This is a genomic window from Brachybacterium phenoliresistens (assembly GCF_039530785.1).
GTDB classification, from domain to species: Bacteria; Actinomycetota; Actinomycetes; order Actinomycetales; family Dermabacteraceae; genus Brachybacterium; species Brachybacterium phenoliresistens.
In genome coordinates this window covers 548,143-574,440 of record NZ_BAAAOW010000003.1, presented here as the reverse complement: position 1 = coordinate 574,440, position 26,298 = coordinate 548,143, and the positions used below count along the sequence as shown (strand labels likewise).

Below are 26,298 nucleotides of genomic sequence, written 5' to 3'. Positions count from 1 at the left end.
GGCGTGACCACTTCATCCCTCACCCGCCGCCGCTTCACCGCCGGCCTCGCGGGCACCGCCCTCCTCACCGCTCTGACCGCCTGCGGCGGCTCCGGCGACGACACCGCCGACGGCGCCTCCGACCAGGGCGGCGCCGGGGGCTGGACCTACACCGACGGGCGCGGCGTCACCCTCGAGCTGGACGCCATGCCCACCCGCATCGCCGCCTTCGCGGACTACGCCCTGGTGCTGCTGAGCTACGGGATCACGCCGGTGGCCGTGTTCGGCCGCACCGACGTCGCCTCCGACCCGCGCTTCGCCGAGCACGACCTGAGCGACGTCGCCATCGTCGGCAACGCCTACGGCGAGATCGACCTCGAGGCCCTGGCCACCGCCGCGCCCGAGCTCATCATCACCGGCATCTACCCCACCGACCGCGAGGGCACCCTCGACACCGAGGGCGTGCTCTACGCCTTCGCCGACCTCGAGCAGCAGGGCCAGATCGAGAAGATCGCCCCGGTCGCGGCGGTCGTCGTCGGCGGCGCCGGCCTCGAGGTCATCGAGGCGCTGGTCGAGCTGTCCGAGGCCGTCGGCGCCGACCCGGCCGCCATCGCGTCGGCCAAGACCGACTTCGAGACCGCCCGGGACGCCCTCACCGCCGCCAGCGAGGCCCGCCCCGAGATCGAGCTGACCCGCCTGTACGCCGACGCCAGCGGCATCTACCTGGTCAAGACGGCCGATGAGCCCGTCACCCAGATGTACGCCGAGTTCGGCGTCCGCCTCACCACCCTGGTGACCGACGGCGACTTCTACTGGGACATCTACAGCTGGGAGAACGCCGCCGACATGATGACCGGCGACGTGCTGCTGCTCAGCGACGAGGGCTTCCAGCAGGCCGACATGGAGGCCCAGCCCACCTTCGCCGACGACCCCGCCCTCGTGGCGGGCCAGGTCGTCGTGTGGCCCAACGGCGTCATGTCCTACGCCTACCAGGCCGCGCAGATGACGGCCTTGGCCGAGACCATCACCACCGCGCAGGACGTCGTCCCCGGCTGATCCGGGCAGCGGTGCCGGGCGGGGCGCCCGCCCCGCCTGGACCGCGCGGCGACGGCGAGATGTCATTCTGCGTCGCTTGAACGGGTGTTCAAGCGACGCAGAATGACATCTCGTGGGTTCAGGCCGCGGCGGGCTGCGCGGTGCGGGCTTTCTCCTGCTTCCAGAACCCCGAGAAGAAGATGCGGTCCTTCGCGAGCCCGGCGCGCACCAGGTGGCGTCGGCCGCCGGTGGCGAGAGCCGACTCGCCGACCACGTAGGCGTAGGACTCGGGGGAGGGCGCCGGATCGGCCTGCAGCGCCGCGAGGGCGAGCGCGCCCGGCCGGGCATGGGCGTCCTCCCGCGGCAGCCAGGCGATGCTCATGCCGGAGGGGACCTGCCAGTCCTCCACGTCGCCGGCGCCCGGGACCTCGACGTAGATCCGCCCGCGCGCATCGGCCGGGAAATCGCGCACGATCCCGCGCACCCCGGGCAGGCCGGTCTCGTCGGTGACCAGCACGAGCTCCCGCGCATCGGCAGGCGGATCGAACAGCACGCCCTGGTCCAGCAGCGCCAGGGGATCGCCGGGCCGCGCGCTCGTGGCCCAGATCGCGACGCCGCCGCAGAGCTCGCCGGTCTCGTCCCAGTGCAGCACGACGTCCACGTCCAGCTCGGTCCCGGCCTCGGTGCGGCGCAGGTCCGCGACAGTGTAGTTGGAGCAGTGCGGGCGCACGGACTCGTCGATGTCGAGATAGGGCTGCCACCAGGTGCGGCCCTCGATAGCCGGCAGCGGGAACGGGCCCTGCGGATCCTGCGGGAGGAACAGGCGGAACCAGTGGTCCAGCCCGGCGAAGGCGAAGCCGTCGAGCTCGGGCCCCGTGATCGTGACCCGCTGGAAGGCCGGGGAGAGGCGCCGGGACCGGGCCACCCGGGCGCAGAACATCCGCGGGGACTCGGGCATGGTGCGGGGGTAGCTCGACATGAGGACAGCCTAACCTCACCAGTCCATCGAGGGGCGGGGCGTCCTCTCCGTGGACGCGCCCGGCGCGAGCGCCGGCCGACGTGCCTGCCGACGCGCCGGCCGACGCGCCTGCGGCGGGTGCCTCGGTGCAGCGGTCGGGGCGAAGGCGACATGCCGGCGGGGCGAGGGCATCGGTCGCCGCCCGCCGATGTTAGGCTTGCCAAACAATCAGATCAGCCGGAGCGAATCGAGGGCGGGATGACGCGGAGGTCCAGGTCGGCGGTGCAGGAGCGGCGTGCTGCGGGGAGAGGGCGCGCCCTGCGGCGGGGCCGGGCGCTGCGCGCGGCGGCCGCGTCCGTCTGCACCGCGCTGCTGGGCGCGCTGGTGCTCGCCGGCTGCACCGCGGGCTCCGCCCTCGACCTCGCCCGCAGCGACCGGCCCGTGGTCCTGACGACCTTCACCGTGCTGGCGGACATGGCCCGCGGCGTCGCGGGGGAGCACCTCGAGATCGCCTCGATCACCAAGCCCGGCGCGGAGATCCACGGCTACGAGCCCACGCCCGGCGACATCGCCAAGGCCTCGCAGGCCGATCTGATCCTCGACAACGGGATGGGCCTCGAAGCCTGGTTCGGGCAGTTCGTCGAGCAGGTCGACGTGCCCCATGTCGTCGTCTCCGCGGGCGTCGACCCGATGGACATCACCGGCGACGCCTACGCCGGCCGCCCCAACCCCCACGCCTGGATGAGCCCCGTGAGCGCCCGCACCTACATCGACAACATGGCCGCCGCCTTCAGCGAGCTCGACCCGGAGCACGCCGCGGACTACGCCGCCAACGCCGCCGCCTACAAGGAGCAGCTGCTCGGCATCGAGGAGGACCTCCGGACCCGCCTCGCGCAGCTCCCCGAGGACCAGCGCGTGCTCGTGACCTGCGAGGGCGCCTTCTCCTACCTCGCCCGCGACGTCGGCCTGCAGGAGGAGTACATCTGGCCGGTCAACGCCGAGCAGCAGGCCACCCCGCAGCAGATCGCCCACGTCATCGAGGTGGTCCAGGCGCAGGACGTCCCCGCGGTGTTCTGCGAGTCGACCGTCTCCGACCGGCCCATGCAGCAGGTGGTCGACGCCACCGGGGCGCGCTACGGCGGGGTGCTCTACGTCGACTCCCTCTCCCTGGCCGACGGTCCCGTGCCCACCTACCTCGACCTGCTGCGCCACGACGCCGACACCATCGTCACCGCCCTGACCGGAGAGCCCGCATGAACGCCCCGCCCGCCCTCGCCCTGCACCAGGTGCACGTCCGCTACGGCGAGGTCACCGCCCTGGACGGCGTGGACCTCGAGATCGCCCCCGGCCGCGTGACCGGGCTGATCGGCATGAACGGCTCGGGGAAGTCGACGCTCATGCGCACCGCCATGGGCATGCAGCGTCCCGACCGCGGCACCGTGCGGCTCGCCGGGCACGACCCCGCCCGCGCCCGCTCCCGGGGGCTGGCCGGCTACGTGCCGCAGTCCGAGGCCGTGGACTGGGACTTCCCGATCTCCGTGCGTGAGGTCGTGATGATGGGCCGATACGGCCACCAGGGCCCGCTGCGCCGCCCCTCCCGCGCCGACCGCGCCGCCGTCGACGAGGCCCTGGACCGCGTCGAGCTCACCGACCTCGCCGAGCGGCAGATCGGCCGCCTCTCCGGCGGGCAGCGCAAGCGCGCCTTCGTCGCCCGCGGCATCGCCCAGGACGCCTCCCTGCTGCTGCTGGACGAGCCCTTCGCCGGGGTCGACAAGCGCTCCGAGGCGACCCTCGTGCGCCTGCTGCGGGAGCTCGCGGCCGATGGCCGGACGGTCCTGGTGTCCACCCACGACCTGCATGCCCTGCCCCAGCTGGCCGACGACGCCGTGCTCCTGCTGCGGCGAGTCCTCTACCACGGCCCGGTCGCCGGGGCCCTCGAGCCCGCCGTGCTCGCCCGCGCCTTCGGCCTCGACCCCACCGCGGAGGTGCCCGCATGATCGGCCTCGACATCGGCCTGCTGGACCTGGTCCTGGAGCCCCTGCGCTACGACTTCATGGTGCGGGCCCTGGCCACCACGGTGGTCGCCGCGATCGTGTGCGCGCTGCTGTCGTGCTGGCTGGTGCTCATCGGCTGGTCGCTGATGGGCGACGCCGTCTCCCATGCCGTGCTGCCGGGGGTCGTGCTCGCCTACATCGTCGGGGCGCCCTTCGCGCTCGGCGCCGTCGTCTTCGGCCTGGGGGCGGTCGCGCTGATCGGACTGGTGCGCGGCACCGGACGGGTGAAGGAGGACGCCGCGATCGGCATCGTCTTCACGACCCTGTTCGCCCTGGGCCTCGTGCTCATCTCCGTCACCCCCAGCCAGACGGACCTCGGCCACATCATCTTCGGGAACATCCTCGGCATCTCCCGCGGGGACCTGCTGCAGATCGGGGTGCTCGCCGCGCTCGTGGCCGCAGTGCTCCTCGCCAAGAGGCGCGACCTCACGCTGTACGCCTTCGACCCCGCGCACGCCCACGCCATCGGCCTCAGCCCGCGCCGCCTCGGCGCGCTGCTGCTCGGCGCCCTCGCGCTGACCTGCGTAGTCGCGCTGCAGGTGGTCGGCGTGATCCTGGTGGTCGCGATGCTCATCATCCCCGGCGCCACCGCGCGCCTGCTCACCGACCGCTTCAGCCGGATGCTCGTGATCGCCCCGGTCAGCGCCGCCCTGTGCGCCGTCGCCGGGATCCTCGGCAGCTTCTGGCTGGACGCCTCCAGCGGCGGCCTGGTGGTCCTCGCCCAGGGCCTGCTGTTCGCCCTCGTCCTCGTGCTGGGGCCGCGCGGGGTGCTCGCGGCGCGGCGCCGCGCCGGAGGAGACGGCATCGTCCCCGCGCGTGCCTGAGGCGCGGGGAGGGTGGGCGTGCAGGCAGAATGGTGCGAGCTGCGGCAGCGATGCTCGGCAGAACCGTGATCCCGTCGAACGGGGGCAGCTCTGGTGGTGGCATGGAGGATCGACTGCGGATGAGAAGAATCGTGATGGCGGCAGCGATCCTCGGCGCGTCCCTCGTGGTGGTCGCCTGCGGGCCGAGCACCCGCGACCTGCCCGCTCAGGATGCTGTGGGGACGCCGATGTCCACCGTCGACGAGCACATCTCCCCGGGTGCGCGCGTCTCGATCGTCGATCTCTCCGCGGAATTCGATCTCGAGCCGTCGTTCACCGATGCGCAGCGCACGTCGGATCGCTGGATGGTGCTGGCGGTCTGTTCGGACCACGAGACCATCGATGGTTCGACGGAGATCCAGCTCGCGGTCGCACCTCGCGATGCAGTGCCTGAGGGAGGGCCGGCCCGCTCTGATGAGTTCGCCGATGCCGTGCACTGCGGCTGAGCGGGATGCCGGCTCAGCCGGCTGCGGCGGGGCTCAGGAGGTGCGGAGGATCCCGGCGCGGGTGAGGAGCAGGTAGAGCTCGCAGCCCAGGCAGAGGGCGAAGGCGGCGTTGAGGAACGCCGCGAGGAACGCGGCCGCGGCGGCGACGGGCAGGGCGTAGGGCACGCCCGCCCCGTGCAGCAGCAGGCCGATCCCCACCACCACGAGGCCCACGGCCTGCGCGAACCGCGGGGGCCGCGGGTCCTCGAGATCGGTCGGCGGGTCCAGACGCGGCCGGATCAGGCGGCGGAACAGCACGCCCCACGGGGCGCTTCCCGGTGCCCCGGCGCCCCAGGCGAACAGGACCGCGAGCACCGCCAGCAGCACGAACGCGGGATCGCCCAGCCGGGCGGCCAGGCCCGCCGCGGGGTCCGTGGAGGTGCCCAGCAGGGCGAGGAACACGGCCACGGCCAGCAGGGTCGCCGTGATCGCCGCGGCGAACCGGGGGCCGCGCGGGTCGATGCCGGCCGGGCGCGGGGCGCGGGGACCGCCGGCGGGCGGGGCGTCAGCGGGACGGGACATCGTCGGTCCTCCTCAGGGCGGAGATCTCCTCGCGGATGGTGGCGGCGGTGACCGCCCCGGAGAACCGTGCGCGCACCGAGCCCGTCGGATCCAGCACGAGGACCGTCGGCGTCGTCAGCACGCGGAACCGCGTGGCCAGATCGGGCCGGTGCGTGAGGTCCACCTCGGTGAGCGCGACGCCGGGATCATCGGCCGTCGCGCGGGAGAGGGTGCGCCGCACGGCCGGGCAGCGGGAGCAGAGCTCGGTGGAGAACTGGACGACCGTCGCGAGGGCGCCATGGGCCTCGAGGCCCAGCTCGGCCGCGGTCACCCGGTCATCGCGGGTGCGCACCCGGCGACCCGAGCGCGCACGCAGCACGAGGCCGACGCCGATGCTCACGGCGAGAAGGGCCCCGACGACGGCGAGGGCGAGGAGCGGATCCACGCTCGAAGCGTAGGTCGCGCGCGCCCGCCCCCGGAAGGGCGGCGACATACGGCGTCATCCTCGGCTCAGGCGCCCTTCTTCCGGGCCGATGCGGAGGAGGAGCTCGTGCTCTTCGACGACGAGCTCTTCGACGACGAGCTCTTCGAGGGGCCGCTCTTCGACGAGGAGCCCTTCGAGGACGACCCGCTCGAGGACTTCTGCCCGCTCTTGCGAGAGGACAGGCTCTTCTCCAGGGCGTCCATGAGGCTGACGACCTTGCCGCCCGAGGCGGACTCCTGCTTCTCGCGCTCCTCGCCGAAGGTCTCGTCGGTGTCCACGGCATCGCCCTGCTCGAGCTTGGCGTCGACGAGCTCGCGCAGCTGCTCCTGGTACTCGTCGGAGAACTGCGAGGGATCGAAGTCGCCGCTGAACTGGTCCACCAGCGAGGAGGCCATGTCCAGCTCCTTCTTCCCGATCCGGCTCTTGGACGGGGAGAAGTCCATCTCCCGCAGGTCCTCGGGCCAGCGCAGGGTCTGCAGCACCAGCAGGTCGTCGTGGGTGCGCAGCACGCCCAGGCGGGTCTTGGTGCGCAGGGTGAAGGTGACGACCGCGGTGCGCTCGGCGTCCTCGAGGGTGCGCCGCAGCAGCACGTACGCCTTCGCGGAGCGGCCCACCGGCTCCAGGAAGTAGGAGGTGCCCAGCAGGATCGGGTCGATCTGCTCGTCGGGCACGAACTGGACCACGTCGATCTCGTCGTTGTCCTCGGCGGGGAGGGCGTCGAGCTCCTCGTCGGTGAGGACCACCGTCTTGTCGCCGTCGTCGTAGGCCTTCTCGATGTGCTCGTAGTCGATCTCGCGCCCGCACACCTCGCAGTGCCGCTCGTAGCGGATCCGGCCGTGGTCCTCGTCGTGGACCTGGTGCAGGGACAGATCGTGCGAGCGGGTCGCGCTGTACAGCTTGACCGGCACGTTCACGAGCCCGAAGGTGATCTCTCCGCTCCATATCGCGCGCATGCCCCATGACACCACGGGGCCGCCGTGCGCACCAGGGGACCGACCGATCGGTGCCCCTTGCGTCGGCTATCGAAAAGCGATAGATTCGCATCGTCGTCCGATAGATGTCGTCCGGTAGGGGAGGTCCGTATGAGCGCGGTCAGCGTGCATGTGCTGCGGGGGATCATCGTGATCGCCCTGCTGGGATCGCTGGTGGTCCAGTGGGGGCTCATCCCCCTCGCGTGGTGGCAGTCGCGGCCGGACGCGGTGAGCACGGCGCTCGCCGTGATCGCGATCCTCGGCGTGCTCGCCCTGCAGGTGATCGGGGTGTGCATCTTGCGCCTGCTGGGCCTGGTGCGCCGCGGCCGCGTGTTCTCCCCGCGGGCGTTCCGCTACGTCGACGTCATCACGGCGTCCCTCGGCGCGGGGGCGGTGCTCGTGCTCGCGATCGCCGTGGTCGGCGCGATCGCCAACCGCACCACCCCCGGGGACGAGGTCGCCCCCGGCCTCGTGGGCCTGATCTGCGGTATCTCCCTGGTCATCGCCGGAGTCGCGCTGGTGGTGCACGTGCAGCGCCAGCTGCTGGCCCAGGCCACCCGCACCCTCGCCCGGGCCGAGCACCTCCAGTCCGAGCTCGACGAGGTGATCTGATGGGCATCGTGGTGGACATCGACGTGATGCTGGCCCGCCGCAAGATGGCCGTCGGCACCCTCGCCGAGCGCGTCGGCATCACCCCGGCGAACCTGGCCGTCCTCAAGAACGGCCGCGCCAAGGCGGTGCGCTTCACGACCCTCGCCGCCCTGTGCGAGGAGCTCGACTGCCAGCCCGGGGACCTGCTGCGCTTCGAGCCCGACGACGCCGGCGAGGACGCCGGGGCGTGACATCGGCCGGTCCGGCCCGGGCCGACAGCGCCCGGCCGGGCCCGCAGCGCCGGTCCGGGCCGGGACGGTGACATCGGCCGCGGACTGCGGCACAGTGGCCCCATGGCCACCTCGGAGCAGCGGGTCGAGATCGACGGGCGCACCCTGCGCCTGAGCAACCTCGACAAGGTCCTCTATCCCTCCACCGGCACCACCAAGGGCGATGTCATCGACTACATGCATCGCGTGGCGCCGGTGATGATCCCGCAGGCCGCGCGCCGCCCCGCGACCCGCAAGCGCTGGGTCGACGGCGTCGGCACGGCCGAGGAGCCCGGCGCGGTGTTCTTCCGCAAGGACCTCGAGTCCTCCGCCCCGGACTGGGTGCCGCGCGCCGGGATCGAGCACTCCCGCGGGACCTCCACCTACCCGCTGGCCGACGAAGCGGCCGTGCTGGTCTGGTTCGCGCAGGTCGCGGCCCTGGAGGTGCACACCCCGCAGTGGCGCTTCGACGAGGACGGCGCCGCGCGCCATCCCGACCGACTGGTCCTGGATCTCGACCCGGGCGAGGGCGCGGGACTGCCCGAATGCGCGCAGGTCGCCCTGTGGTGCCGCGAGATCCTCGACGGCATGGGGCTGGAGGGCTATCCCGTGACCTCCGGCTCCAAAGGCATCCACCTGTACGCGCCGCTGGACGGCACCGCGAGCGCCCAGGAGATCTCCGAGGTGGCGCATCGGCTGGCCCGGGCGCTCGAGGAGGACCACCCCGACGACGTCGTCAGCGACATGAAGAAGACCCTGCGCCGCGGGAAGGTGCTGGTGGACTGGTCGCAGAACAACGGCAGCAAGACCACCGTCTGCCCGTACTCGCTGCGCGGGCGGCTGCGGCCCACCGTCGCCGCGCCCCGCACCTGGGAGGAGATCGAGGACGGCGACCTCGCCCACCTGGAGATGGCGGAGGTGCTCGAGCGGGTCGAGGACGGGCTGGACCCCATCGCGCCGCTGGGCCTGGGCGCGGACGGCGCCGACGGGGACGGGGCCCGCGAGGGCTCGGGCGAGGGGGCCGATGCGGAGCAGATCCGGGACCGGCTCGAGGTCTACCGCTCCAAGCGCGACCCGGAGCGCACCCCCGAGCCGGTGCCCGCGGTGCGCGATGCGACCGCCGCCCTCGAGTCCGAGGAGCCGATGTTCGTCATCCAGGAGCACCACGCCAGCCGCCTGCACTGGGACTTCCGCCTCGAGCACGACGGCGTGCTCGTCTCCTGGGCGGTGCCCAAGGGCCCGCCGCTGAAGAGCTCCGTGAACCGCCTGGCCGTGCAGACCGAGGACCACCCCCTCGAGTACGGAACCTTCGAGGGCACCATCCCGAAGGGCGAGTACGGCGGCGGCGAGGTCACCATCTGGGACGCCGGCACGATCGAGATCGAGAAGTGGCGCGAGGGCGAGGAGGTCATCGCCGTCTGCCACGGGCGCGAGGACGGCGGCCTCGGCGGGAGGCCGCGGCGCTACGCCTTCATCCGCACCGACGGCGAGGACGAGGACTCGCGCAGCTGGCTGCTGCACCTCATGAAGGACCAGCCCGCGGCGAGGTCGGGACGCTCCGCCGCGCCGAAGGGCCGGCCCGCGGCGGCGGAGGGCGAGCAGGACGTGCCGATCGGCGACAGCGCGGGGATGTCCGAGGCCCCCGAGCCGATGCTCGCCACCGCCGGCACGCCCCAGGACATCCGCGAGGACGAGGACTGGATCCTCGAGATGAAATGGGACGGGGTACGGGCCATCGCCACCGTCACCGCCGAGGGCGTGCGCCTGACCAGCCGCAACGGGCACGACCTCACCGCCACCTTCCCCGAGCTGGCGCAGCTGCGCGAGGCCGTGGACCCCGAGGTCCTCGCCGCCGGGCAGACGGTCCTGGACGGGGAGATCGTCGCCCTGGACGAGGACGACCGGCCCTCCTTCTCGCGCCTGCAGCGCCGGCTCGGGCTGACGGCGCCGCGGGACGTCGAGCGCGCCCGCGCGGAGACCGAGGTCCACCTGATGCTGTTCGACCTCCTCGAGCGCGGCGGCACGTCGATGCTGCGCCGCCCCTGCACCGAGCGCCGTGCGGCGCTCGCCGAGGTCATCACCTCCGGGGAGCGGGTGCAGGTCCCCCCGGCCGATGACGGCACCCTCGAGGAGGCCATCGCGCTGTCCCGGGAGCTGGGCCTCGAAGGCGTCGTCGCCAAGCGCGCCTCGAGCACCTACCGCCCCGGAGCGCGGGGGCGCACCTGGATCAAGATCAAGCACGAGCGCCACCAGGAGGTCGTGGTCATCGGCTGGCGGACCGGCCAGGGCGCGCGCACGGGAGCCTTCGGATCCCTGCTGCTCGCGGTGCCGGACGAGGACGGCACGCTGCACTACGTGGGGCGGGTCGGGACGGGTTTCCGCGACCGGGACCTCGAGCGGATCGGCGCGGCGCTGCGCTCGCGGGAGCGGAAGACCCCGCCGGCCGACGACGTCCCCGCCGCGGACCGGCGCGACGCGCACTGGGTGCGGGCGGACCTCGTGGGGGAGGTGCGCTTCTCCGAGCGCACCGCCGAGGGACGGCTGCGCCACCCGCGCTGGCGCGGGCTGCGCGAGGACAAGGACGCCTCCGCGGTGCGCTGGGAGAGCTGAGCGCCTCAGTCGCGGAAGGCCTGGGTGCTCGGGATCTCGGCGACGGGGGCGATCACCACGTCATGGATCTTCCAGTCCACGTCCCGCAGCGCGGCGCGCAGGTCCTCGCACTGCGCGCCGGTCACGGCACGGCCGTCGCCCGGCACCACGAACATCTCCACGTGGAAGACATGGCCCTCGTCGCGGACCCTCGCGACGGCGTCGCCGACCCACTCCTCGTCGCGGGCGCGCTCCTCGATCTGCCCGATCAGCGGATGCGGCTCGGCGTCGTCGTAGGTGCGGGCGCGGCCGTCGGTGAGCCCGCGCAGCGCGCCGCGCAGGTTCTTCCCGCCGTCGTGGAGGATCGAAAAGGAGATGAGGATCGCCGCCGCGGAGTCGAACCACCACAGGCCGATGCCGATGCCCAGCACGCCGACGATGCTCGCGGTGGACGAGGACCAGTCGGCCGTGTTCATGTCCGCGTCCGCGTACAGCACCTTGTCGTGCAGCGGCTCGGTGAGCTTCTTCTTCATCCGCCCCAGGATCAGCGGCGGGGTCAGCGCCAGGATCAGCACGGCGATCATCAGCCAGCCGGACCAGATCGCGTGCCCGGCCACGATGGTCAGGCCGACCGGCGGGCGCTCGACCTTGATCAGCGTGATCGCCGAGTCGATGAGCAGGAACGTGCCCATGGCCAGCAGCGCCACCGAGGCCACCAGGTGGGCGACGCCGATGGACCGGTGGTGGCCGTAGGGGAACTCGGCGTGCGGCCCGCGGCGGATCCGGCGCACGGCCACGAGGAAGGCCAGCGGCGGCAGGAGCGCCAGCGCATCCTCGATCCACGCGGCCTTCATCGCCTGCGACTGCCCGGCCATGGCGATCTCGAGCGTCACCGCGACCGCCGTGCACGCCAGGGAGACCCACTCCAGGCGGATGGCGCGGCGCAGGATGCGGCGCTGCTCCTCGGGCAGGGCGTCGTGGCCGGAGGCCTCCGCCGTCTCCGGGGCCGGCTCCCCGCGGCCGCCCGTGCCCGTCTCCTCCTCCGTCCGGTTCACAGCTCTCCCTCCTGCTCGGCGAGGTACCGCTCGAGGGAGACCATCAGGGCGTTCTCCCCGGGCCGCACGCCCATCGCGATCTTCAGCGTGGAGCCGTCATCGGCCGTGGCCTCGGTGTAGGGACGGGTGGGGGCGATCTCGGTGGAGTAAGGGGTGTCCCGGGTGAGTCCGCCGATGACCACGTCCAGCTTCCCGTCGCGCATGGCGCGCGCCAGCTCGCCCTCGGAGCCGATGGTCCAGGCGATCTGCGCGTCGATGCTCTCGGCGTAGCCGGTGACGAGGTCGACCTCGCTGCCGGAGACGCCGCCGTCCGCGGCGACCTCGGTCCAGGGCGGGTTCTCGGTGAGGCCCACCCGCAGCGTGCCGCCGGAGGCGCGGGCGAGGGTGCCCTGCGCGTCGCGGGGGATCGCTCCGCAGCCCGTCGCGGCCCCGGCCAGGAGGCCGGTCGCGAGCAGCGCGGGCAGCGCCCGGCGCGGGATGCCGGGGCCGGAGCTGCGGCCCCGGGCGTGGCCTCCCCGGGGAAGGCGGCGGATCGGACGGTCGCTCATCGTTCCTCCAGGGGGTCGAGCCCGCGGACGGCAGGGCCCTCGAGCAGGGTGCCGTCGGCCGCGAAGCGGGAGCCGTGCAGCGGGCAGTCCCAGGTCAGCTCGGCATCGTTCCAGCGGACGATGCCGCCCAGGTGCGGGCACACCGCGCTGAGGGCGCAGCGGCGGCCGGCCACGGTGGAGACGGCCGTGGGCCGGCCCTCCCGCCGGCCCACCTGGCCCTCGCCCTCGGCGGGCGGCGCCTCGGGCAGGGCGCGCAGCTCGCCGCCGGCCCAGCCGCGGGCGGCGGCCGCGCCGGTGCCGGCGAGGAGCTCGGCGGCCGGCAGCAGCGCCCCGGCGCGGGAGCGGGCCTGCTCGAGCTCGGCATGCCACGGCGGCACCGTCCCGACGATCAGCCCCGTGCAGGCCATCGCCGCCGCCACCGCCCCGGTCATGCCCCATTTCGCGAAGCCGGTCGCCGCGAGCACCCGCCCCTCGGCGCCGGGGAGCGGGCCCACCAGGGGCAGCGCCCCGGCCGGCACGTAGTCCTGCGCGGCCCATCGATGGGTGATCTCGGCGCCGGGGGACAGCGACAGCGCCCACCGCTCGAGCTCTTGCAGGCCCGCCGCGGGGGAGGCGGAGCGCCCGGTGATGTGGTCGGCGCCGCCGGCCAGCAGCAGCGGCCCCTCCGGCGTGGGCACGGAGCGCACGGTGCGGCCGTCGCCCTCGGCGCTGACGTGCATGCCCTCGGGGAGCCACGCCCCGGGGCGGGGCCGGGCGGTGAGGACGCCGGAGCGGTGCGGCTCCAGCCGCGCGGCGTGGGCCCCGCGGTCCAGCACGGGGACGCCCGTGGCCAGGACCAGGTGGTCGGCGCGCAGGGCGCCGCGGGTGGTCTCGAGCTCGAGGGGGCTGCGGGAGCCGGCCGCGGTGAGCCGCGCGCCCTCGACGAGGACGCCGCCGAGGGCGTCCAGCTCGATCGCGAGGGCGGTCAGCAGCTCCATCGGGTCCAGCTGCGCCTGCCCCTCCAGGGACAGGCAGCTGGTGACCGGCATGGGCAGCTCCGAGTCGGTCCCCAGGCGCACCGGCAGCCCGGCCTCGCGGGAGGCCTCCGCCTCCTCGCGCAGGCGCGAGGCCCCGCGCGGGCTGGTGGCGTAGGTGTGCGCGCTGCGGGTCTGCAGCGGGACCTCGTGCCCGCCGCAGAACTCCCGCAGCCAGTCCTGGGCCTCCCGGCTCGCGGCGACGTAGGCGGCCACGGCCTGCGGTCCGTGCTGCCGGCGGATGGTGGACAGCCGCGTGCCCTGCAGCAGCGACACCTTCGCGGTGCTGGCCCCGGTGGTCACGGCGCCGACGCTGCGCGCCTCGAGCACGACCACGCGGCGACCGGCCCGCGCCAGCAGCACCGCGGTCGCCAGGCCCGCCAGCCCGGCGCCGGCGATGGCGACGTCGATGTGGTCGCCGCGCGAGGGCATCACGGAGGTGGGGATCCGGGACGGGTCGTGCCGGTCGACCCAGGAGGACTTCATCGCGATCTCGCCCCTCTCGCGCGCAGCGGTGACAGAGGATCTGGCGGGGAATCTACCGCTGACGTGCCCCCTCGACAACGACAGGGCGGGCGGCACGCGGGCCGTCGTCCCGACCGAGCGGTTGGCATCCCCGCCCCCTGCGCCGCCTCGGGACCCCGGCGCCGCGGGCCTCGCGACGGCCCGCCGAGCCCGGCGCGCCGGCGCCCCCGCCGCCCGGAACGGCGACCCGACGGGGATCGCGCCCCCGAGGGCGGCCGCGCTCCGGGCGGTCTCCCGGCGACCGCGATCGCCGCAGCAGGGCCGCTGCGGCGGCGATGTGCTCCGAGGCCGCGCCGCGGCCGGGCCCCGGGCCCGCCCACCGGCCGCTACGCCCCGAGCGGTCGCGCGCTGACCTGGGGTGACGCGAAGGTTCCGGGAGGTCCGCACCGACCGCGGGCCGCTGCGCCGCGTCGTCCCGATGGGCTCCGGGCCGCCGCCGCAGCGGGCGCCGGCGGACGGGGCGGCGCGGCCCCGCGACGGGCGGGGAGGCCGATGGTCCCGAGGCCGGGGACCGGGCCGCCGCATCCCGGAGCCCGGTGCGGCTCCCGGCCGCCGCGGCCCGCGCCGGGAGGACCGGGTGCGCGGGCTCGGCGGCGCGCCCGGCGGCCCCGTTCCGACCGTGCGGTCGACCGATCGTCCTGGTCGCAGCACTGCGCGAGGCCCTGGCGTCCTGGCGCAGAAGGCGTACCGTAGAGCGTGAGCTGCGTCCCGTCAGGGGCGTGACAGGGGTGCTCCCGCCGCACGGCGGAGCCCTCGCCGCGACCCGGCATCGCGCCGGGCGCTGAGGAAGTAGAAGGAGGAGAACCCATGGTCATCATCGGTTGGATCATCGTCGGTCTCATCGCCGGAGCACTCGCCCGGCTCATCCTCCCCGGGAAGCAGGCCGGGGGCTGGATCAGCACCATCCTGCTGGGTGTCATCGGCGCCTTCGTCGGAGGCCTCCTGTTCGGCATCTTCGGCGGCAAGGGGGTCGGGGCCGTGCTCTCGGATCCCTGGTCCTGGGGCTCCCTGTTCATCGCCGTCATCGGCGCGATCGTCTTCTCGTTCGTGTGGGGCCTGATCACCAAGGACCGCGCCTGAGGCGCACCCCGCCCGATCCCGGAGCCCCGGGTCGCCGCCACCCGGCGGCGGCCCGGGGCTCCTCCGTTCCCGGGACGTGTCCGGCGCCACATCGCGGCGCGTGACATCCGGGGCGGTCGTGACGTCCTGGAGGTGTCCGCGAAGGGCAGCCGGCGAACGACCGGCCCGAACACAGGAGGAACCATGGCGAGCACCCCCGACCCGCAGGCAGGTCAGCAGCAGGACGCCCGGCCCGGCAGCCGCGCGGCCGCGGCGGGAGCGCGGCAGGAGGACGCGGCGCAGACGCCGCGCGGACCGCTGCAGACCAGCCGCGGCATCACCACCCTCGACGAGACCGTGGTCGCGAAGATCGCGGGCATGGCCGCCCGCGAGGTTCCCGGCGTGCACGACATGGGCAACGCCGCCCGGCGCATGTTCAGCGCCGTCACCGACCGGATCCCCAACGCGCAGACCAACGTCGCCGGGGGGATCAGCGTCGAGAAGGGCGACACGCAGACCGCGATCGACGTGACCATCGTCGTCGAGTACGGCGCCTCGATCGTCGAGGTGGGCGATGCGATCCGCCGCAGCATCATCGAGCAGATCGAGACCACCACCGGCCTCGAGGTGCTCGAGGTCAACGTCAACGTCGTGGACGTCCACCTGCCCGAGGACGACGCCGCCCGCGACGAGGGCGCCCGCGGCACCGAGCTGCAGTGACCCGCCCGCCCCGACCCGAAGGAGCTGTCATGAAGACATCGCACCTGAGCCTGCTGGTGGGCCTGCTGCTGGGGGCGGTCCTCGCCTTCGGCACGTTCTCGCAGTTCTTCCTCGTCCTGGTGTTCGCGATGGTGGGCCTGGCCGTGGGCCTGGTCATCGACGGCCGGATCGACATCCAGGGCATCTCCGAGCGCCGGAGGGGATGACCGTGACCGGCCTCGACACCCTCGTCCGGGGCAGCACGACGGTCCCGCGGCAGGTCGTCGCCCGCATCGCCGAGCAGGCCGCCGCGGAGACCGCCGCGTCGGCCGCGGGCCGCGGCGCCCGCCCCGCGGCCCGCCCCGACGCCGACTGCGAGCTGTACGGCCGCACGGCCGTGCTCCGCCTCGAGGTCGACCTCGCCCACCCCGTCCCGCTCGCCGCGACCCTCCGGTCGCTGCGTGCGCACGTCGTCCGGCGCGTCGAGGCGCTCGCCGGCGTCTCGGTGGGGCGCCTGGACGTCGAGATCCGGGCGCTGCGCCCCCAGGACCCCGCCCGAGGAGGCCTGCGATGAGCACGATCCCCCGCCCCCTGGTGGCGCGCCCCACCCGCACCGTCCCGGCGACCCTGCTGGCGCTGGCCCTGCTGACCGCCGGCGGCCTGGCCCTGTGGGCCCTCGGCGCGCTGCTCCTCACCGGGAGCTGGCCCGCGCCGCTGCAGGAGCCGATGGCCCGCCTCGGGGCGCTGCGCCTCGCGGACCCGGCCTTCCTCGCGGCCGCCGCCGGCTGCGCGATCCTCGGGATCGTGCTGCTGGTCGCCGCCCTGCGGCCCGGCCGGCCGCGCACCCGCGCGGTGCTGGGCGACGCCGTCCCCGGCACCACCGCGCTGCCGCACCGCGACCTCGAGCGCCGCCTCCGGGCCCGCCTCGAGCAGGTCGACGGGGTCCGGTCCGCCCGGGCCGCCGCCGGACCCCGCACCGTGCGGATCACCGTGTCGACCGTCCTGGAGGACACCGCGCCCGTCCTCGCGGCGGCGCGGCGCGCCGCCCACGGGACGATCGCCGAGATCCGCCCCGTCCACGACCCGCGCGTGCTCGTGCGAGCACGACGGACCTCCTGAGAGGAGGACAGGAATGCGCAGCATCTCCGGGGCACGCAACCGGACCGCGCTGGCCCTCGCCGGCCTCGCCGCGCTGGCGGCGGCCGTCCTGCTGGCTGCCGTCCCGCTGGACCTCGGCGCCGCCTGGCCGCAGCTCGTCCCCGCCCTGCCCGAGCCGGGGACCGAGCTCGCCCGGTTCGCGCAGGCCCATCGGACCGGGCTCCTGCCGGCCGCGGTCGCACTCGCGGCGCTCGGCGTCGCCGCCGGGATCGCGCTGCTGCGGTCCCAGATCCCTGCCCGGCCCGATGCGACCCGCCGCCGGGTGCTGGACGAGGACGGCACCCTGCTGGCCTCCTTCCGGCCGCAGGTGCTCGAGCGGGCCCTGGCCGAGCAGGTCGAGGCGGAGCCCGGGGTGCGCTCGGCCGTGGTCCGCCTGGGCGGGCCGCTCAGCGCCCCCTGGATCCAGGCGAGCATCGGCGTGGCCGAGGACGCGGAGATCTCCGCGGCGATCGCCGGAGCCCGCGCCCTGCTGGCGCGCGAGGTCCGCACCGTCCTCGGCGCGGACCCGGACCGCGTCGACGTGCTGGTGGCGCTGCGCACCGCGGCCGCCCGCGGCCGCCGCCCCGCGCATGTCGAGGCCGCGCGGTCGGCCCCCTCGGGGCCCGCCCCCGCGGCGGACCCGGAGCCGGACCCGGACCCGGCCCCGGCGCCCGCGGCAGGAGCCGGGGCCGCATGAGCACCGCACCCGACGACGAGGAGCGCCAGGAGGACCGCTTCCTCGTCCTGCGCGCCCAGGACGGGGACGTGGCCGCCTTCGAGCAGCTCGTCGACCGCCACCAGGGGCGGCTGTTCCGCTCCGCCTACCTGCTGCTGGGCGACCGGCAGGAGGCCGAGGACGTCGTGCAGGACACCCTCGTGCAGGCCTGGAAGCGCATCGGCCTGCTCGAGGAGCCCGCCGCCTTCCGCGGCTGGATCTCCCGGATCTGCACGCGGCGGGCCACCGACGTGGTGCGCCGCCTCGCGCGGCGCGCCACCCGGGCGCACGCCGACGAGGACCTCGAGCTCGTCGCCGACGGCGCACCGGACGGCGACGGCCTCCGCGCAGGCATCGGCCGCACCCCGGACCCCGCCCGCAGCGCCGAGGTCAACGCGCAGCTGCGCGCCCTCACCGACGTCCTCGACCAGCTCGATCCCGACCTGCGCACCGCCTGGGTGCTGCGCGAGGTCGAGGAGCTCCCGTACCGCGAGATCGCGCACATCACCGGCGGTACCGAGGCCACGGTCCGTGGCCGGCTGGCCCGCGCCCGCAGACAGATCTTCGACCGGATGGAGGGATGGAGATGACCGACGACACGCGCGCTCCGACCCCGGAACCGCCCGAGACCCCCGACGACCCCGAGGAGACCCTCTCCCACGAGGCGACCCTGCGCTACCAGGAGATGATCCGCTCCGCCCGGAGGGAATGGACGCAGCAGGAGGAGCGCGGCGACGCCTCCGTGCAGCTGTCCGCGCGGGCGATGGACCTCATCAAGGCCTCCGTGCGCGCCGAGGTCCGCCACGGCCGGCAGGTCGAGATGCCGCCCACCCCCGAGGGGCCCTACAGCCTCTCCGAGCTGGCCCTGCGCACCCTCATCCGGGAGACGGTCGACGCCGTGCCCGGGGTGCGGGCCCTGCGCTCGCGGGTGGACCACGCCGAGCCCCACGGCGAGCGGCTCTCCCGTGGCCGGCCCGTCCGCATCGCCTGCCGGATCACCGCCTCCCGGCGCTGCCGCGACCTGCCCGCGCTCGCCGAGACGGTGCGCGGCGCCGTCCTCGAGGCCTGCGAGCGCGAGCTCGACCTGCCCCTGCCCGCCGTCGACATCCACATCGAGGACCTCCATGATGACGACACCGCCTAGGATCACCGCCTCCGAGCTGGTCGAGATCGTCGGCGCCCTGCCCGGGGTGCGCGGCATCGAGCCGGGGATCGGCTCCGCGCTGCGCACCATCGACGCCCGGATCCGCCGTGCCGGCGAGGGCGCCGTCCACTACGGCGTCGTGATCGACCCCGAGGGCGGGACGATCACCCTCGAGGTCGGCCTGGAGCGGGGCGCCGCCCCCGTGCGGGAGATCGTCGCGCTGCTGCAGCGCACGGTCCGCGAGGCCGTCGCCGGCGACCTCCCGCCGGACACGGTGATCCGCGTGAAGGTGCAGTCCCTGACCTAGGATTCCCGGGTGGACCCCGAGGTGCAGATCCATCCGGTCGCGGCGGACGCCGAGGCGATCCTCCGCGAGCAGGTCGCCGCCCTCCTCGGCGTCGCCCCGGCGACCGTGCAGGTGGGGCGGCTGTGCCCGCGCTGCGGCTCCTCCGCGCACGGACGGCCCTGGGCGCGGGCCGCCGGGCGCAGGGAGCAGGTCGGGGTGAGCATCTCCCGCTCCGGCCCGCACCTGGTGACCGCGGTGGGGCGCCCGGCGCACCTGGGCGTGGACATCGAGGAGATCGCCGCCGTCGCCGCCGGCTGGGACAGCACGCTCGTGCTGCACCCGAGCGAGCACGGCCAGGACCGCGACCCCGCCGCGCAGGCGGCCCTGTGGTGCCGCAAGGAGGCGATCCTCAAGGCCGACGGCCGCGGCCTCGCGGTGCCGATGGCCTCCCTGCGGGCGGCCGACCACCCGGTGCGGGACCTCCCCGCCCCGGAGGGCTACCGCCTGGCGCTCGCCGCCTGGTGAGGGCCGGGCATCGCCGGCAGCGGCAGGCGGTCCAGCCATGCGTCGAACAGCCCGCCCAGGTCCTCGCCGGAGCGCGCCGCGGCATGCTCGACGAACATCTCGGTGGTGACGCTGCCGGCCGCGTGCTCGGCGACCCAGGAGCGCAGGATGTCGAAGAACCTCGCGTCCCCCACCCGGCAGCGCAGCGCATGCAGGGTCAGCGCGCCGCGCTTGTAGACGCGGTCGTCGAACATCAGCGCGGGGCCGGGGTCGCGCAGCATCAGGTCCTGCGGCAGTCGGGAGAGCTTGGCGTGATGCTGCGCCGCGCGCTCGGCCGCGGACCGGCCGCCGGAGTGCTCGGACCACAGCCACTCGCTGTAGCAGGCGAACCCCTCGTGCAGCCAGATGTCGCGCCAGCTGCTCGCGGTGACCGCATTGCCGAACCACTGGTGGGACAGCTCGTGGGCGACCAGGCGGACGCTGTCCCACTCGGCGGAGACGAAGTTCTGCCCGAAGGTCGACAGCCCCTGCGACTCCAGCGGGATCTCCAGGTCGTCCTGGGTGATCACCGCCGTGTAGGAGTCGAAGGGGTAGGGCCCGAAGCAGGAGGCGAAGAAGGCGAGCATCTCCGCCTGCCGCCCGAAGGAGGCGTCGAACGCGGCCCGGTCGCGCTGCGGCGGGGCGATCGTGCGCACCGGCACCGGCGGCGCCGACTCGCGCACCACCTCGTACCGGCCGATCTGCACCGTCGCCAGGTACGTCGCCATCGGCACCGGCTGCTCGTACGTCCAGGTCACCGAGCTGCCGTGGCGGCGGGTGCCCACCAGCTCGCCGGAGACGGCCACGTAGTAGTCCGCCGGAGCGCTCACGTGCAGGCGGTAGGTGGCCTTGTCGTCGGGACGGTCGTTGCAGGGGAACCAGGACGGCGCGCCGTGGGGCTGCGCGGCGACGATCGCGCCATCGGCCAGCTCCTCCCAGCCGGCCGTGCCCAGCACCCGCGAGGGCACCGGCCGCGGCCTGCCGTCGTAGCGCACCCGCACCTCGAACTCCTCGCCGGCGCGGATCGCCCGGGCGATCACGAGCTTGCCCTGCTGGTGGCGCGACGGGCGGGCGCGGCCGTCGACGAAGACCTTCTGCGCGCGCAGGGCGTGCAGGTCCAGCCGGATCGCGGGGGCATCGGCCAGCGCCCGGCAGCGCAGGGTTGCCTCCGCATCCAGCCGGTTGCCCGCGACCTTGTAGGCCAGGGAGATCTCGTAGTGCTCCACGGCGAAGCTCGCCTCGCCGTGGCCGGGCACGTAGGGGTCGGTGCCCGCTCCGCGCGGTCCTGCGGCGCTCGGTCCTGCTGCGCTCATTCCTGCTCCTCCTCCCAGGGGCCGATGGGGTTGCCGACCCAGCGCGTGGACGCGGGCACGCCCTCGCCGCGCATGACCAGCGAGACCGGGCCGACGGTGGCATGGCGGCCGATGCTCGCCGCCGGCAGGATCACGCTGTTGGGTCCCAGCGTCGCGCCGTCGGCGAGGGTCACGGCGTCCATGCTCAGCACCCTGTCATGGAACAGGTGCGTCTGGACCACGCAGCCGCGGCCCACCGTCGCCCCGTCGCCCAGGGAGACCAGGTCCGTCTCCGGCAGCCAGTAGCTCTCGCACCACACCCCGCGGCCGATGCGCGCGCCCAGCGCCCGCAGCCACCAGGTCAGGGCGAGGGTGCCCGTGGCCGTGCGGGCGAACCACGGCGCGGCGAGGACCTCCGTGAAGGTGTCGGCCAGCTCGTCGCGCCACACGAAGGACGTCCACAGGGCATGGTCGCCCGCGCGGTGCCGTCCCACGATCAGCCACTTCGCGGCCACCGTGATCGCGGCCGCGGCGACGCTGCCGGCCAGCAGCACCGCCCCGCCCGCGAGCAGCACCAGCAGCGGGCCCCACAGCGTGCTCTCGGGGGCGCCGAGGGCGGCGGCCGCGCGGGATGCCGGGCCCGTCGGCCGCGGATCCATCAGCCACCACAGCGCGGCGGCGACGGCCAGGTGCAGGACGATGGCCGCCAGCATCGGCAGCAGGCGGCAGGTCTCGACCAGGCCGCGCAGCACCCGCAGCCGCAGCGGCGGATCGTAGGTGCGGGTCTCGTCCTGGTCCGAGCTGGTGCGGCGCAGCTTCCGCGGCGGGCTGCCCATCCAGGACGTGCCGGCCTTCGCGGACTTGCGCCGCGGCGCCGCCGAGAGCACTGCCACCAGCGACTGCTTGGGCACCTTCCGGCCGGGCGCCAGCATGCCGGAGTTGCCGACGAAGGCGCGCTTGCCGACCTTCACCCGCTCCACCCGGATCCGCCCGCCGCCCAGCTCGTAGGAGCCGATCAGCGTGTCATCGGCGAGGAAGGCGTGGTCGCCCACCTGCACCAGCTTCGGGATCATGAGCACGGTCGAGGCCTCGACGCCCGCACCGATCCGGGCGCCCAGCAGGCGCAGCCAGATCGGGGTGAGAGCGCCGGAGTACAGGGGGAACAGCCAGGTGCGGGTCTCGTCCAGCAGCCGCAGGGTGCCCCAGATCGCCACGCCCGCCCCGGAGCGCACCGGGTAGTGGCCGGGGGAGATGCCCAGCGCGAGCACCCGGGTCAGCAGCAGCACCCCCAGGGCGAGGGTCGCGTAGCCGGCCAGGGCCGCCACCGGCAGCCAGGGCAGCGCCGCGGCCAGCGCCGCGCCCAGGGTCTCCGTCCCGCGCACTGCGGGGGCCAGCACCGCCGCGCCGACCACCACCGCGAGCGCCGGCAGCCCCGAGATCAGCGCGCCGACCAGGCCGTACAGGGCCGTCCACAGGGGGCTGCGGCGCGGGGGCGTCGCCTCCCACGGCCCGCGGGCCGTGCCCTGGCGGGAGGCCGGGGCGCCGGACCAGAACTCCGCGGCGCCGACCGTGCCGGTGACGAAGGAGCCGGGGGCGACCTCGGCATCCTTGCGGATGCGCGCGCCGGGGCCCAGGGTGCTGCGGGCCCCCACCCGGGCCCGGGCGCCGATGCGGACGGTGCCGATCCGCACCCGGTCCCCGTCGATCCAGGTGCCGGCCAGGTCGACCTCCGGCTCGATCGCGGCGTGCGCGCCGACCTCGAGCATGCCGGTGACCGGCGGCAGGGTGTGCATGTCCACGTCCCGGCCGATGCGGGCGCCCAGCAGGCGGGCGTAGAACGGGAACCAGGCCGCGCCGCCGAGGGCCGCGGCCCCCAGCTCGTCCTGGATCCGCTCGGCCAGCCACAGCCGCAGGTGCACGCGGCCGCCGCGCGGGTAGGCGCCCGGCTGCAGGCCGCGCAGCAGGATCCGCGCCGCGAGCGCGGCGAGGATCATCCGGCCCGGCGGGGTGAGGACGGCCGCTCCCGAGACGACCAGCAGCCCCGGCGGGAACGCCGGCATCCACGGCAGGTCGGTGAGGGCCGCGCCGATGCTCGAGAGGATCATCAGCGCGGTGATCCAGCGCAGCGCCGCCAGGCCCCGCAGCGGCACCAGCGCCACCAGCTGCGCGATCTGGGAGCGGCGGCGCAGCGGCGGCACCCGCCGGTCCGAGGCGACGCTCGTGCTGCCCATCGCCTCGAGGAAGGCGGCGAGGTCGCCGAGGCGCGGGTGGGCGTACACGTCGCCGACGGCGACCTCCGGGTGGCGGGTGCGCAGGCGGCTGACCACCTGCGCGGCCGTCAGCGAGCCGCCGCCGAGGTCGAAGAAGTCGTCCGCGGGGGAGGAGGCCTCGGCGCCCAGCACATCGGCCCAGATCTCCGAGATCCAGGCGGCCGTGCCCGAGAGCGCCGGGCCGCCCTGGCCGCCCTCGCCGCGGGGGCCGGCGGCGGGCAGCGGCCAGGGCAGCGCGTCGCGGTCCACCTTGCCGGAGGTGCGGGTGGGCAGCTCGTCCACCACCGCCAGGCGCGGCACCAGGGCCGCGGGCATGCGCTCGCGCAACAGGGTCTTGGCCTCCTCCGCGTCGTAGCGGTCATCGACGGTGAGGTAGCCGACCAGAAGCCGGTTGCCCGAGCGGGAGGAGCGCACCGCCGCGGCGGCGGAGCGCACCCCCGGCAGCCGCAGCATCTGGTCGTCGATCTCGCCCAGCTCGATGCGGCGGCCGCCCAGCTTGATCTGGTCGTCCGCCCGGCCGGCGAAGACCAGGCCCGCCGGGTCGTGGCGCACCCGGTCCCCGGAGCGGTACGCCCGCTCCCAGCCGAGGGTGGGCATCGGCGCGTACTTCTCGGCGTCCTTGTCCGGGTCGAGGTAGCGGGCCAGCCCCACCCCGCCGATGATCAGCTCGCCGGTCCCGCCCTCGGGCACCGGGCGGCCCTCCTCGTCGACGACCGCCAGGTCCCAGCCGTCCAGCGGCAGACCGATGCGCACCGGGTCCGTGCCGTCCAGCAGGGCCCCGCACGCCACGACGGTCGCCTCGGTGGGGCCGTAGGTGTTCCACACCTCGCGGCCCGGGGCCTGCAGGCGCGCGGCGAGCTCCGCCGGGCAGGCCTCCCCGCCCATGATGAGCAGGCGCACCTTCTCCAGCGCCGCGCCGGGCCACAGCGCCACCAGCGTCGGCACCGTCGAGACGATCGTGATGTCGTTGGCCACCAGCCACGGCCCCACGTCCACGCCCGAGCGCACCAGCGAGCGGGGCGCCGGCACCAGGCACGCGCCGTACGCCCAGGCCAGCCACATCTCCTCGCAGCTCGCGTCGAAGGCGACGGACAGCCCCGCCATCACCCGGTCGCCGGGGGCGATCGGCTGCTCCTGCAGGAACATCCGCGACTCGGCGTCGACGAAGGCCGCCGCATTGCGGTGCGTGACGGCCACGCCCTTCGGCTTCCCGGTCGAGCCGGAGGTGAAGATGACCCAGGCGTCGTCCTCCGGCAGCGGCGGGCGCGGCTGCGCGATGGCGGGCCGCTCCGGGCCCACCGGCGTGATCATGAGCCCGTTGCCGATGATCGCCGCGGCCCCGGACTCCTCGAACACGACCCGGGCGCGCTCGTCGGGGTCGTCGGCGTCCACCGGCACGTAGGCGGCGCCCGCGATCAGCGTCCCGATGATCGCCGCGTACAGGTCCGTGGTCCCCGAGACGATGCGCACCCCGACCTTCGCCCCGGGGCCGACGCCGATCTCGTGCAGGCGGGCGGCGATCTCCGAGGCGGCCTCGTCCAGCTCCGCATAGGTCAGCGACTCGGCGCCGCTGTCGATCGCGGGAGCGTCCGGGCTGGCCTCGACCGTGCGCCGGAAGACGTCCACGAGGGTGCGCGGGGACGGCGCCCTGTCGCGGGCGAGGAGGCTGGGCAGGAGGCCGGGCACGGGATCGGTCACCCCGGCATCCAACTATGCCTCGGTGAACACCGGGTGTCCCCGCACCCCGGACCGCCTCCCGCCGCGACGAACATCTCTCCCCGCCGGCCCCGCTTCGACCCCCTGCCCCGTCGCCGCCCCATCTGTCGCCGCCCCACCCCGCTGCGCCCCGCAGCCACCCTGCTCGGTCCCGGCCGCGGACACGAAAGGCGGTCCCAGAGCCGCGAGCCAGGCGATTGACTGGCTCGCGGACCTCAGACCGCCGTTCGTGCACGGCGCGTACCCGCACGGCGCGTACCCGCACGGCGCGTACCCGCCCGCGGTAGGCGGGCGCGCGCGGATCACTCCGATCAGTCGCGGCCTGCCCGGCCGGGTGCCGTCGCTGCGGAGGTTCCGAGCACACGTCTCGGGATGTCGACCCGGGCCCGGAGGGACGGCTGCGTCCGCAGTCGGGGCCGGGACTCGACCCGACCGGCCCGACGCATCCGTGGAGCGCGATGGATCTCATGGCGCACGAGGTCCGTGAGGTACGAGGACGTGCTCTCCCAATCGAGCATCACATCGCGCCAGGTCAGCCGGACGACGACGTATCCGCGCAGCACCGCCTCCCGGTCGCGGCGCCGGTCCTCGTGGTAGGTGTCGTCGCTGGTGTGGAACTGCCGGCTGTCGCACTCGATGATGAGCTTCTCCCCGACCAGCAGATCGACCCGGCCCACTCCTGCGATCCGGACTTGCACGCCGAGCTTCACCCGCAGCTTCTGCAGGTGACGACGTACTCGAGTCTCGGTACCGGATTCTGCGCGCTTCTCGATCGTGCCGATCGCCCGGCGCACCTTCTGGGGCAGACGGAGGAGGAGTTCTTCGAGGTCATCCGGGTGCGCGAGCCCCCGGTTCGCGACCGAGTCCAGCATGATGGCGAGGTCCTCGACCGGTACGCAGGCCGCGGCGTGCTCGAGCGCCACGAGCAGCGGCATGATCGGCTCGTCGTCCGGCCACGCCTCGAGGCGGCCATGCGTGTGGACCGGCGAATCGTCCGATGCGGGGACGAGCGCGGCGCTCGTCATGCGCCGACCGATCTCGTGCAGACCCGGGGAGTGCACCACCCACACGCCGTAGTGCTTCAGGGCAGGAACACACGTCAGCCGATTTCCTCGCCGCAGGGCCGCGGTGACATCCGCAGGTGCGCCCGCCTCCGCATACCAGCCCGGGGCGCAGCGGCGGAGCGTGCCGCTCTCGAGCCGCGCGGCGATCTCTCGGCGGTTCACCCCGGCGGCCCGGAGGTCCCGGTAGGTCCAGAGTCTCAGAAGTGCCCTCAGCCCTGTGCGCATCCGCCCATGCTCGCGGGTCATCGGGCTCGGCGCACGGAGGCCTCCGCGGGCTGTGGATAACCCCGGGCCGATGCGGCGGGCGGGCACGAACGGCTGGCTGAGGTCCTCGAGCCAGGCAATCGCCTGGCTCGAGGACCTGGGACAGCCGTCTGTGTCCGCCGACCTGCGGGATCGGTCCGGTGCGGAGCAGGATCAGAGGCCGGGCAATGGGAAAGCGGAGCCGGGGCA

At 74.8% G+C, this 26,298-nt stretch carries 28 protein-coding genes; 18 read left to right on the top strand and 10 right to left on the bottom strand.

Features of this window, described 5'->3' with window-relative positions:
• Window positions 1–3 precede the first annotated feature (3 nt).
• Window positions 4–1,035 carry an ABC transporter substrate-binding protein gene (locus tag ABD234_RS10165; protein WP_344355797.1) on the top strand — a complete coding sequence of 344 codons (1,032 nt, stop codon included), beginning with the start codon at window positions 4–6 and terminating at the stop codon, window positions 1,033–1,035.
• A gap of 118 nt (window positions 1,036–1,153) precedes the next feature.
• On the opposite strand, the gene ABD234_RS10160 is transcribed toward ABD234_RS10165, so the two are convergent.
• Window positions 1,154–1,993 carry a siderophore-interacting protein gene (locus ABD234_RS10160; RefSeq protein ID WP_344355794.1) on the bottom strand — a complete coding sequence of 280 codons (840 nt, stop codon included), beginning with the start codon at window positions 1,991–1,993 and terminating at the stop codon, window positions 1,154–1,156.
• Between the two features lie 237 nt (window positions 1,994–2,230).
• On the opposite strand from ABD234_RS10160, the gene ABD234_RS10155 reads away from it, so the two are divergent.
• From ABD234_RS10155 to ABD234_RS10140, 4 genes are all read left to right on the top strand, one after another.
• The gene (locus tag ABD234_RS10155) at window positions 2,231–3,229 is read left to right on the top strand and encodes a metal ABC transporter substrate-binding protein (RefSeq protein WP_344355791.1); all 999 of its coding nucleotides are present in this window, start codon (window positions 2,231–2,233) and stop codon (window positions 3,227–3,229) included.
• Window positions 3,226–3,969: a metal ABC transporter ATP-binding protein gene (locus tag ABD234_RS10150; protein WP_344355789.1), complete on the top strand. Its 744-nt coding sequence runs from the start codon at window positions 3,226–3,228 to the stop codon at window positions 3,967–3,969. Before ABD234_RS10155 ends, ABD234_RS10150 begins: the two co-directional genes overlap by 4 nt.
• Window positions 3,966–4,850 (top strand): metal ABC transporter permease, encoded by an 885-nt coding sequence (locus ABD234_RS10145; RefSeq protein WP_425546783.1) that lies wholly within the window; start codon window positions 3,966–3,968, stop codon window positions 4,848–4,850. Before ABD234_RS10150 ends, ABD234_RS10145 begins: the two co-directional genes overlap by 4 nt.
• A gap of 101 nt (window positions 4,851–4,951) precedes the next feature.
• Window positions 4,952–5,335, top strand: a complete 384-nt coding sequence (locus tag ABD234_RS10140) for a hypothetical protein (RefSeq protein WP_156954210.1) — start codon at window positions 4,952–4,954, stop codon at window positions 5,333–5,335.
• A 33-nt stretch (window positions 5,336–5,368) separates the two neighbouring features.
• Here the strand turns inward: ABD234_RS10140 and ABD234_RS10135 are convergent, their stop codons facing one another.
• The 3 genes from ABD234_RS10135 to ku form a co-directional block, all read right to left on the bottom strand.
• A complete protein-coding gene (locus ABD234_RS10135; protein WP_344355787.1) occupies window positions 5,369–5,896 on the bottom strand; it encodes a DUF4395 domain-containing protein in 528 nt (175 codons plus the stop codon).
• Entirely contained in the window at window positions 5,880–6,320 is a 441-nt protein-coding gene (locus tag ABD234_RS10130) for a thioredoxin family protein (RefSeq protein WP_344355784.1), read from the bottom strand. The genes ABD234_RS10135 and ABD234_RS10130 overlap by 17 nt, the downstream gene beginning before the upstream one ends.
• A 65-nt stretch (window positions 6,321–6,385) precedes the next feature.
• Window positions 6,386–7,312, bottom strand: coding sequence for a non-homologous end joining protein Ku (gene ku / locus ABD234_RS10125; protein ID WP_344355781.1), 927 nt, complete (start codon window positions 7,310–7,312; stop codon window positions 6,386–6,388).
• Between the two features lie 129 nt (window positions 7,313–7,441).
• Here ku and ABD234_RS10120 point away from each other — a divergent pair, with 129 nt between their 5' ends.
• From ABD234_RS10120 to ABD234_RS10110, 3 genes are all read left to right on the top strand, one after another.
• Window positions 7,442–7,942 carry a DUF2975 domain-containing protein gene (locus tag ABD234_RS10120; protein WP_344355778.1) on the top strand — a complete coding sequence of 167 codons (501 nt, stop codon included), beginning with the start codon at window positions 7,442–7,444 and terminating at the stop codon, window positions 7,940–7,942.
• Window positions 7,942–8,172 carry a helix-turn-helix domain-containing protein gene (locus ABD234_RS10115; protein ID WP_038374706.1) on the top strand — a complete coding sequence of 77 codons (231 nt, stop codon included), beginning with the start codon at window positions 7,942–7,944 and terminating at the stop codon, window positions 8,170–8,172. The genes ABD234_RS10120 and ABD234_RS10115 overlap by 1 nt, the downstream gene beginning before the upstream one ends.
• Before the next feature lie 102 nt (window positions 8,173–8,274).
• Window positions 8,275–10,800 carry an ATP-dependent DNA ligase gene (locus ABD234_RS10110; protein ID WP_344355774.1) on the top strand — a complete coding sequence of 842 codons (2,526 nt, stop codon included), beginning with the start codon at window positions 8,275–8,277 and terminating at the stop codon, window positions 10,798–10,800.
• Between the two features lie 5 nt (window positions 10,801–10,805).
• Here the strand turns inward: ABD234_RS10110 and ABD234_RS10105 are convergent, their stop codons facing one another.
• The 3 genes from ABD234_RS10105 to ABD234_RS10095 are packed head-to-tail and all read right to left on the bottom strand — an operon-like array spanning window position 10,806 to window position 13,881.
• Window positions 10,806–11,834: a cation diffusion facilitator family transporter gene (locus tag ABD234_RS10105; RefSeq protein WP_344355771.1), complete on the bottom strand. Its 1,029-nt coding sequence runs from the start codon at window positions 11,832–11,834 to the stop codon at window positions 10,806–10,808.
• Window positions 11,831–12,382 (bottom strand): transporter substrate-binding domain-containing protein, encoded by a 552-nt coding sequence (locus ABD234_RS10100; RefSeq protein WP_344355769.1) that lies wholly within the window; start codon window positions 12,380–12,382, stop codon window positions 11,831–11,833. The genes ABD234_RS10105 and ABD234_RS10100 overlap by 4 nt, the downstream gene beginning before the upstream one ends.
• The gene (locus ABD234_RS10095) at window positions 12,379–13,881 is read right to left on the bottom strand and encodes an FAD-dependent oxidoreductase (protein WP_344355766.1); all 1,503 of its coding nucleotides are present in this window, start codon (window positions 13,879–13,881) and stop codon (window positions 12,379–12,381) included. The genes ABD234_RS10100 and ABD234_RS10095 overlap by 4 nt, the downstream gene beginning before the upstream one ends.
• 846 nt (window positions 13,882–14,727) lie before the next feature.
• On the opposite strand from ABD234_RS10095, the gene ABD234_RS10090 reads away from it, so the two are divergent.
• From ABD234_RS10090 to ABD234_RS10045, 10 genes are all read left to right on the top strand, one after another.
• Entirely contained in the window at window positions 14,728–15,000 is a 273-nt protein-coding gene (locus tag ABD234_RS10090) for a GlsB/YeaQ/YmgE family stress response membrane protein (protein WP_038371953.1), read from the top strand.
• 183 nt (window positions 15,001–15,183) lie between these two features.
• Entirely contained in the window at window positions 15,184–15,699 is a 516-nt protein-coding gene (locus ABD234_RS10085) for an Asp23/Gls24 family envelope stress response protein (RefSeq protein WP_038371954.1), read from the top strand.
• A 29-nt stretch (window positions 15,700–15,728) separates the two neighbouring features.
• Entirely contained in the window at window positions 15,729–15,905 is a 177-nt protein-coding gene (locus ABD234_RS10080) for a hypothetical protein (protein WP_038371955.1), read from the top strand.
• 2 nt (window positions 15,906–15,907) lie between these two features.
• Complete coding sequence (locus tag ABD234_RS10075; RefSeq protein WP_344355759.1) at window positions 15,908–16,252, top strand: Asp23/Gls24 family envelope stress response protein; 345 nt, start codon at window positions 15,908–15,910, stop codon at window positions 16,250–16,252.
• A complete protein-coding gene (locus ABD234_RS10070) occupies window positions 16,249–16,797 on the top strand; it encodes a DUF6286 domain-containing protein (RefSeq protein ID WP_344355756.1) in 549 nt (182 codons plus the stop codon). Before ABD234_RS10075 ends, ABD234_RS10070 begins: the two co-directional genes overlap by 4 nt.
• A gap of 13 nt (window positions 16,798–16,810) precedes the next feature.
• Window positions 16,811–17,512 (top strand): hypothetical protein, encoded by a 702-nt coding sequence (locus ABD234_RS10065; protein WP_344355753.1) that lies wholly within the window; start codon window positions 16,811–16,813, stop codon window positions 17,510–17,512.
• Window positions 17,509–18,120 carry an RNA polymerase sigma factor gene (locus ABD234_RS10060; protein WP_038371959.1) on the top strand — a complete coding sequence of 204 codons (612 nt, stop codon included), beginning with the start codon at window positions 17,509–17,511 and terminating at the stop codon, window positions 18,118–18,120. The genes ABD234_RS10065 and ABD234_RS10060 overlap by 4 nt, the downstream gene beginning before the upstream one ends.
• Entirely contained in the window at window positions 18,117–18,674 is a 558-nt protein-coding gene (locus ABD234_RS10055) for a hypothetical protein (protein ID WP_344355749.1), read from the top strand. Before ABD234_RS10060 ends, ABD234_RS10055 begins: the two co-directional genes overlap by 4 nt.
• Window positions 18,658–18,981 carry a hypothetical protein gene (locus tag ABD234_RS10050; protein WP_344355746.1) on the top strand — a complete coding sequence of 108 codons (324 nt, stop codon included), beginning with the start codon at window positions 18,658–18,660 and terminating at the stop codon, window positions 18,979–18,981. Before ABD234_RS10055 ends, ABD234_RS10050 begins: the two co-directional genes overlap by 17 nt.
• Before the next feature lie 9 nt (window positions 18,982–18,990).
• Complete coding sequence (locus ABD234_RS10045) at window positions 18,991–19,485, top strand: 4'-phosphopantetheinyl transferase family protein (protein ID WP_344355743.1); 495 nt, start codon at window positions 18,991–18,993, stop codon at window positions 19,483–19,485.
• Here the strand turns inward: ABD234_RS10045 and ABD234_RS10040 are convergent.
• The 3 genes from ABD234_RS10040 to ABD234_RS10030 form a co-directional block, all read right to left on the bottom strand.
• Window positions 19,458–20,816 (bottom strand): M1 family metallopeptidase, encoded by a 1,359-nt coding sequence (locus ABD234_RS10040; RefSeq protein WP_344355740.1) that lies wholly within the window; start codon window positions 20,814–20,816, stop codon window positions 19,458–19,460. The two genes, ABD234_RS10045 and ABD234_RS10040, sit on opposite strands and share 28 nt — an antisense overlap.
• The gene (locus ABD234_RS10035) at window positions 20,813–24,763 is read right to left on the bottom strand and encodes a Pls/PosA family non-ribosomal peptide synthetase (RefSeq protein WP_344355737.1); all 3,951 of its coding nucleotides are present in this window, start codon (window positions 24,761–24,763) and stop codon (window positions 20,813–20,815) included. The genes ABD234_RS10040 and ABD234_RS10035 overlap by 4 nt, the downstream gene beginning before the upstream one ends.
• A gap of 329 nt (window positions 24,764–25,092) precedes the next feature.
• On the bottom strand, window positions 25,093–26,070 hold the full coding sequence (locus ABD234_RS10030) for an endonuclease domain-containing protein (protein ID WP_156954096.1): 978 nt from the start codon (window positions 26,068–26,070) through the stop codon (window positions 25,093–25,095).
• Window positions 26,071–26,298 lie beyond the last annotated feature (228 nt).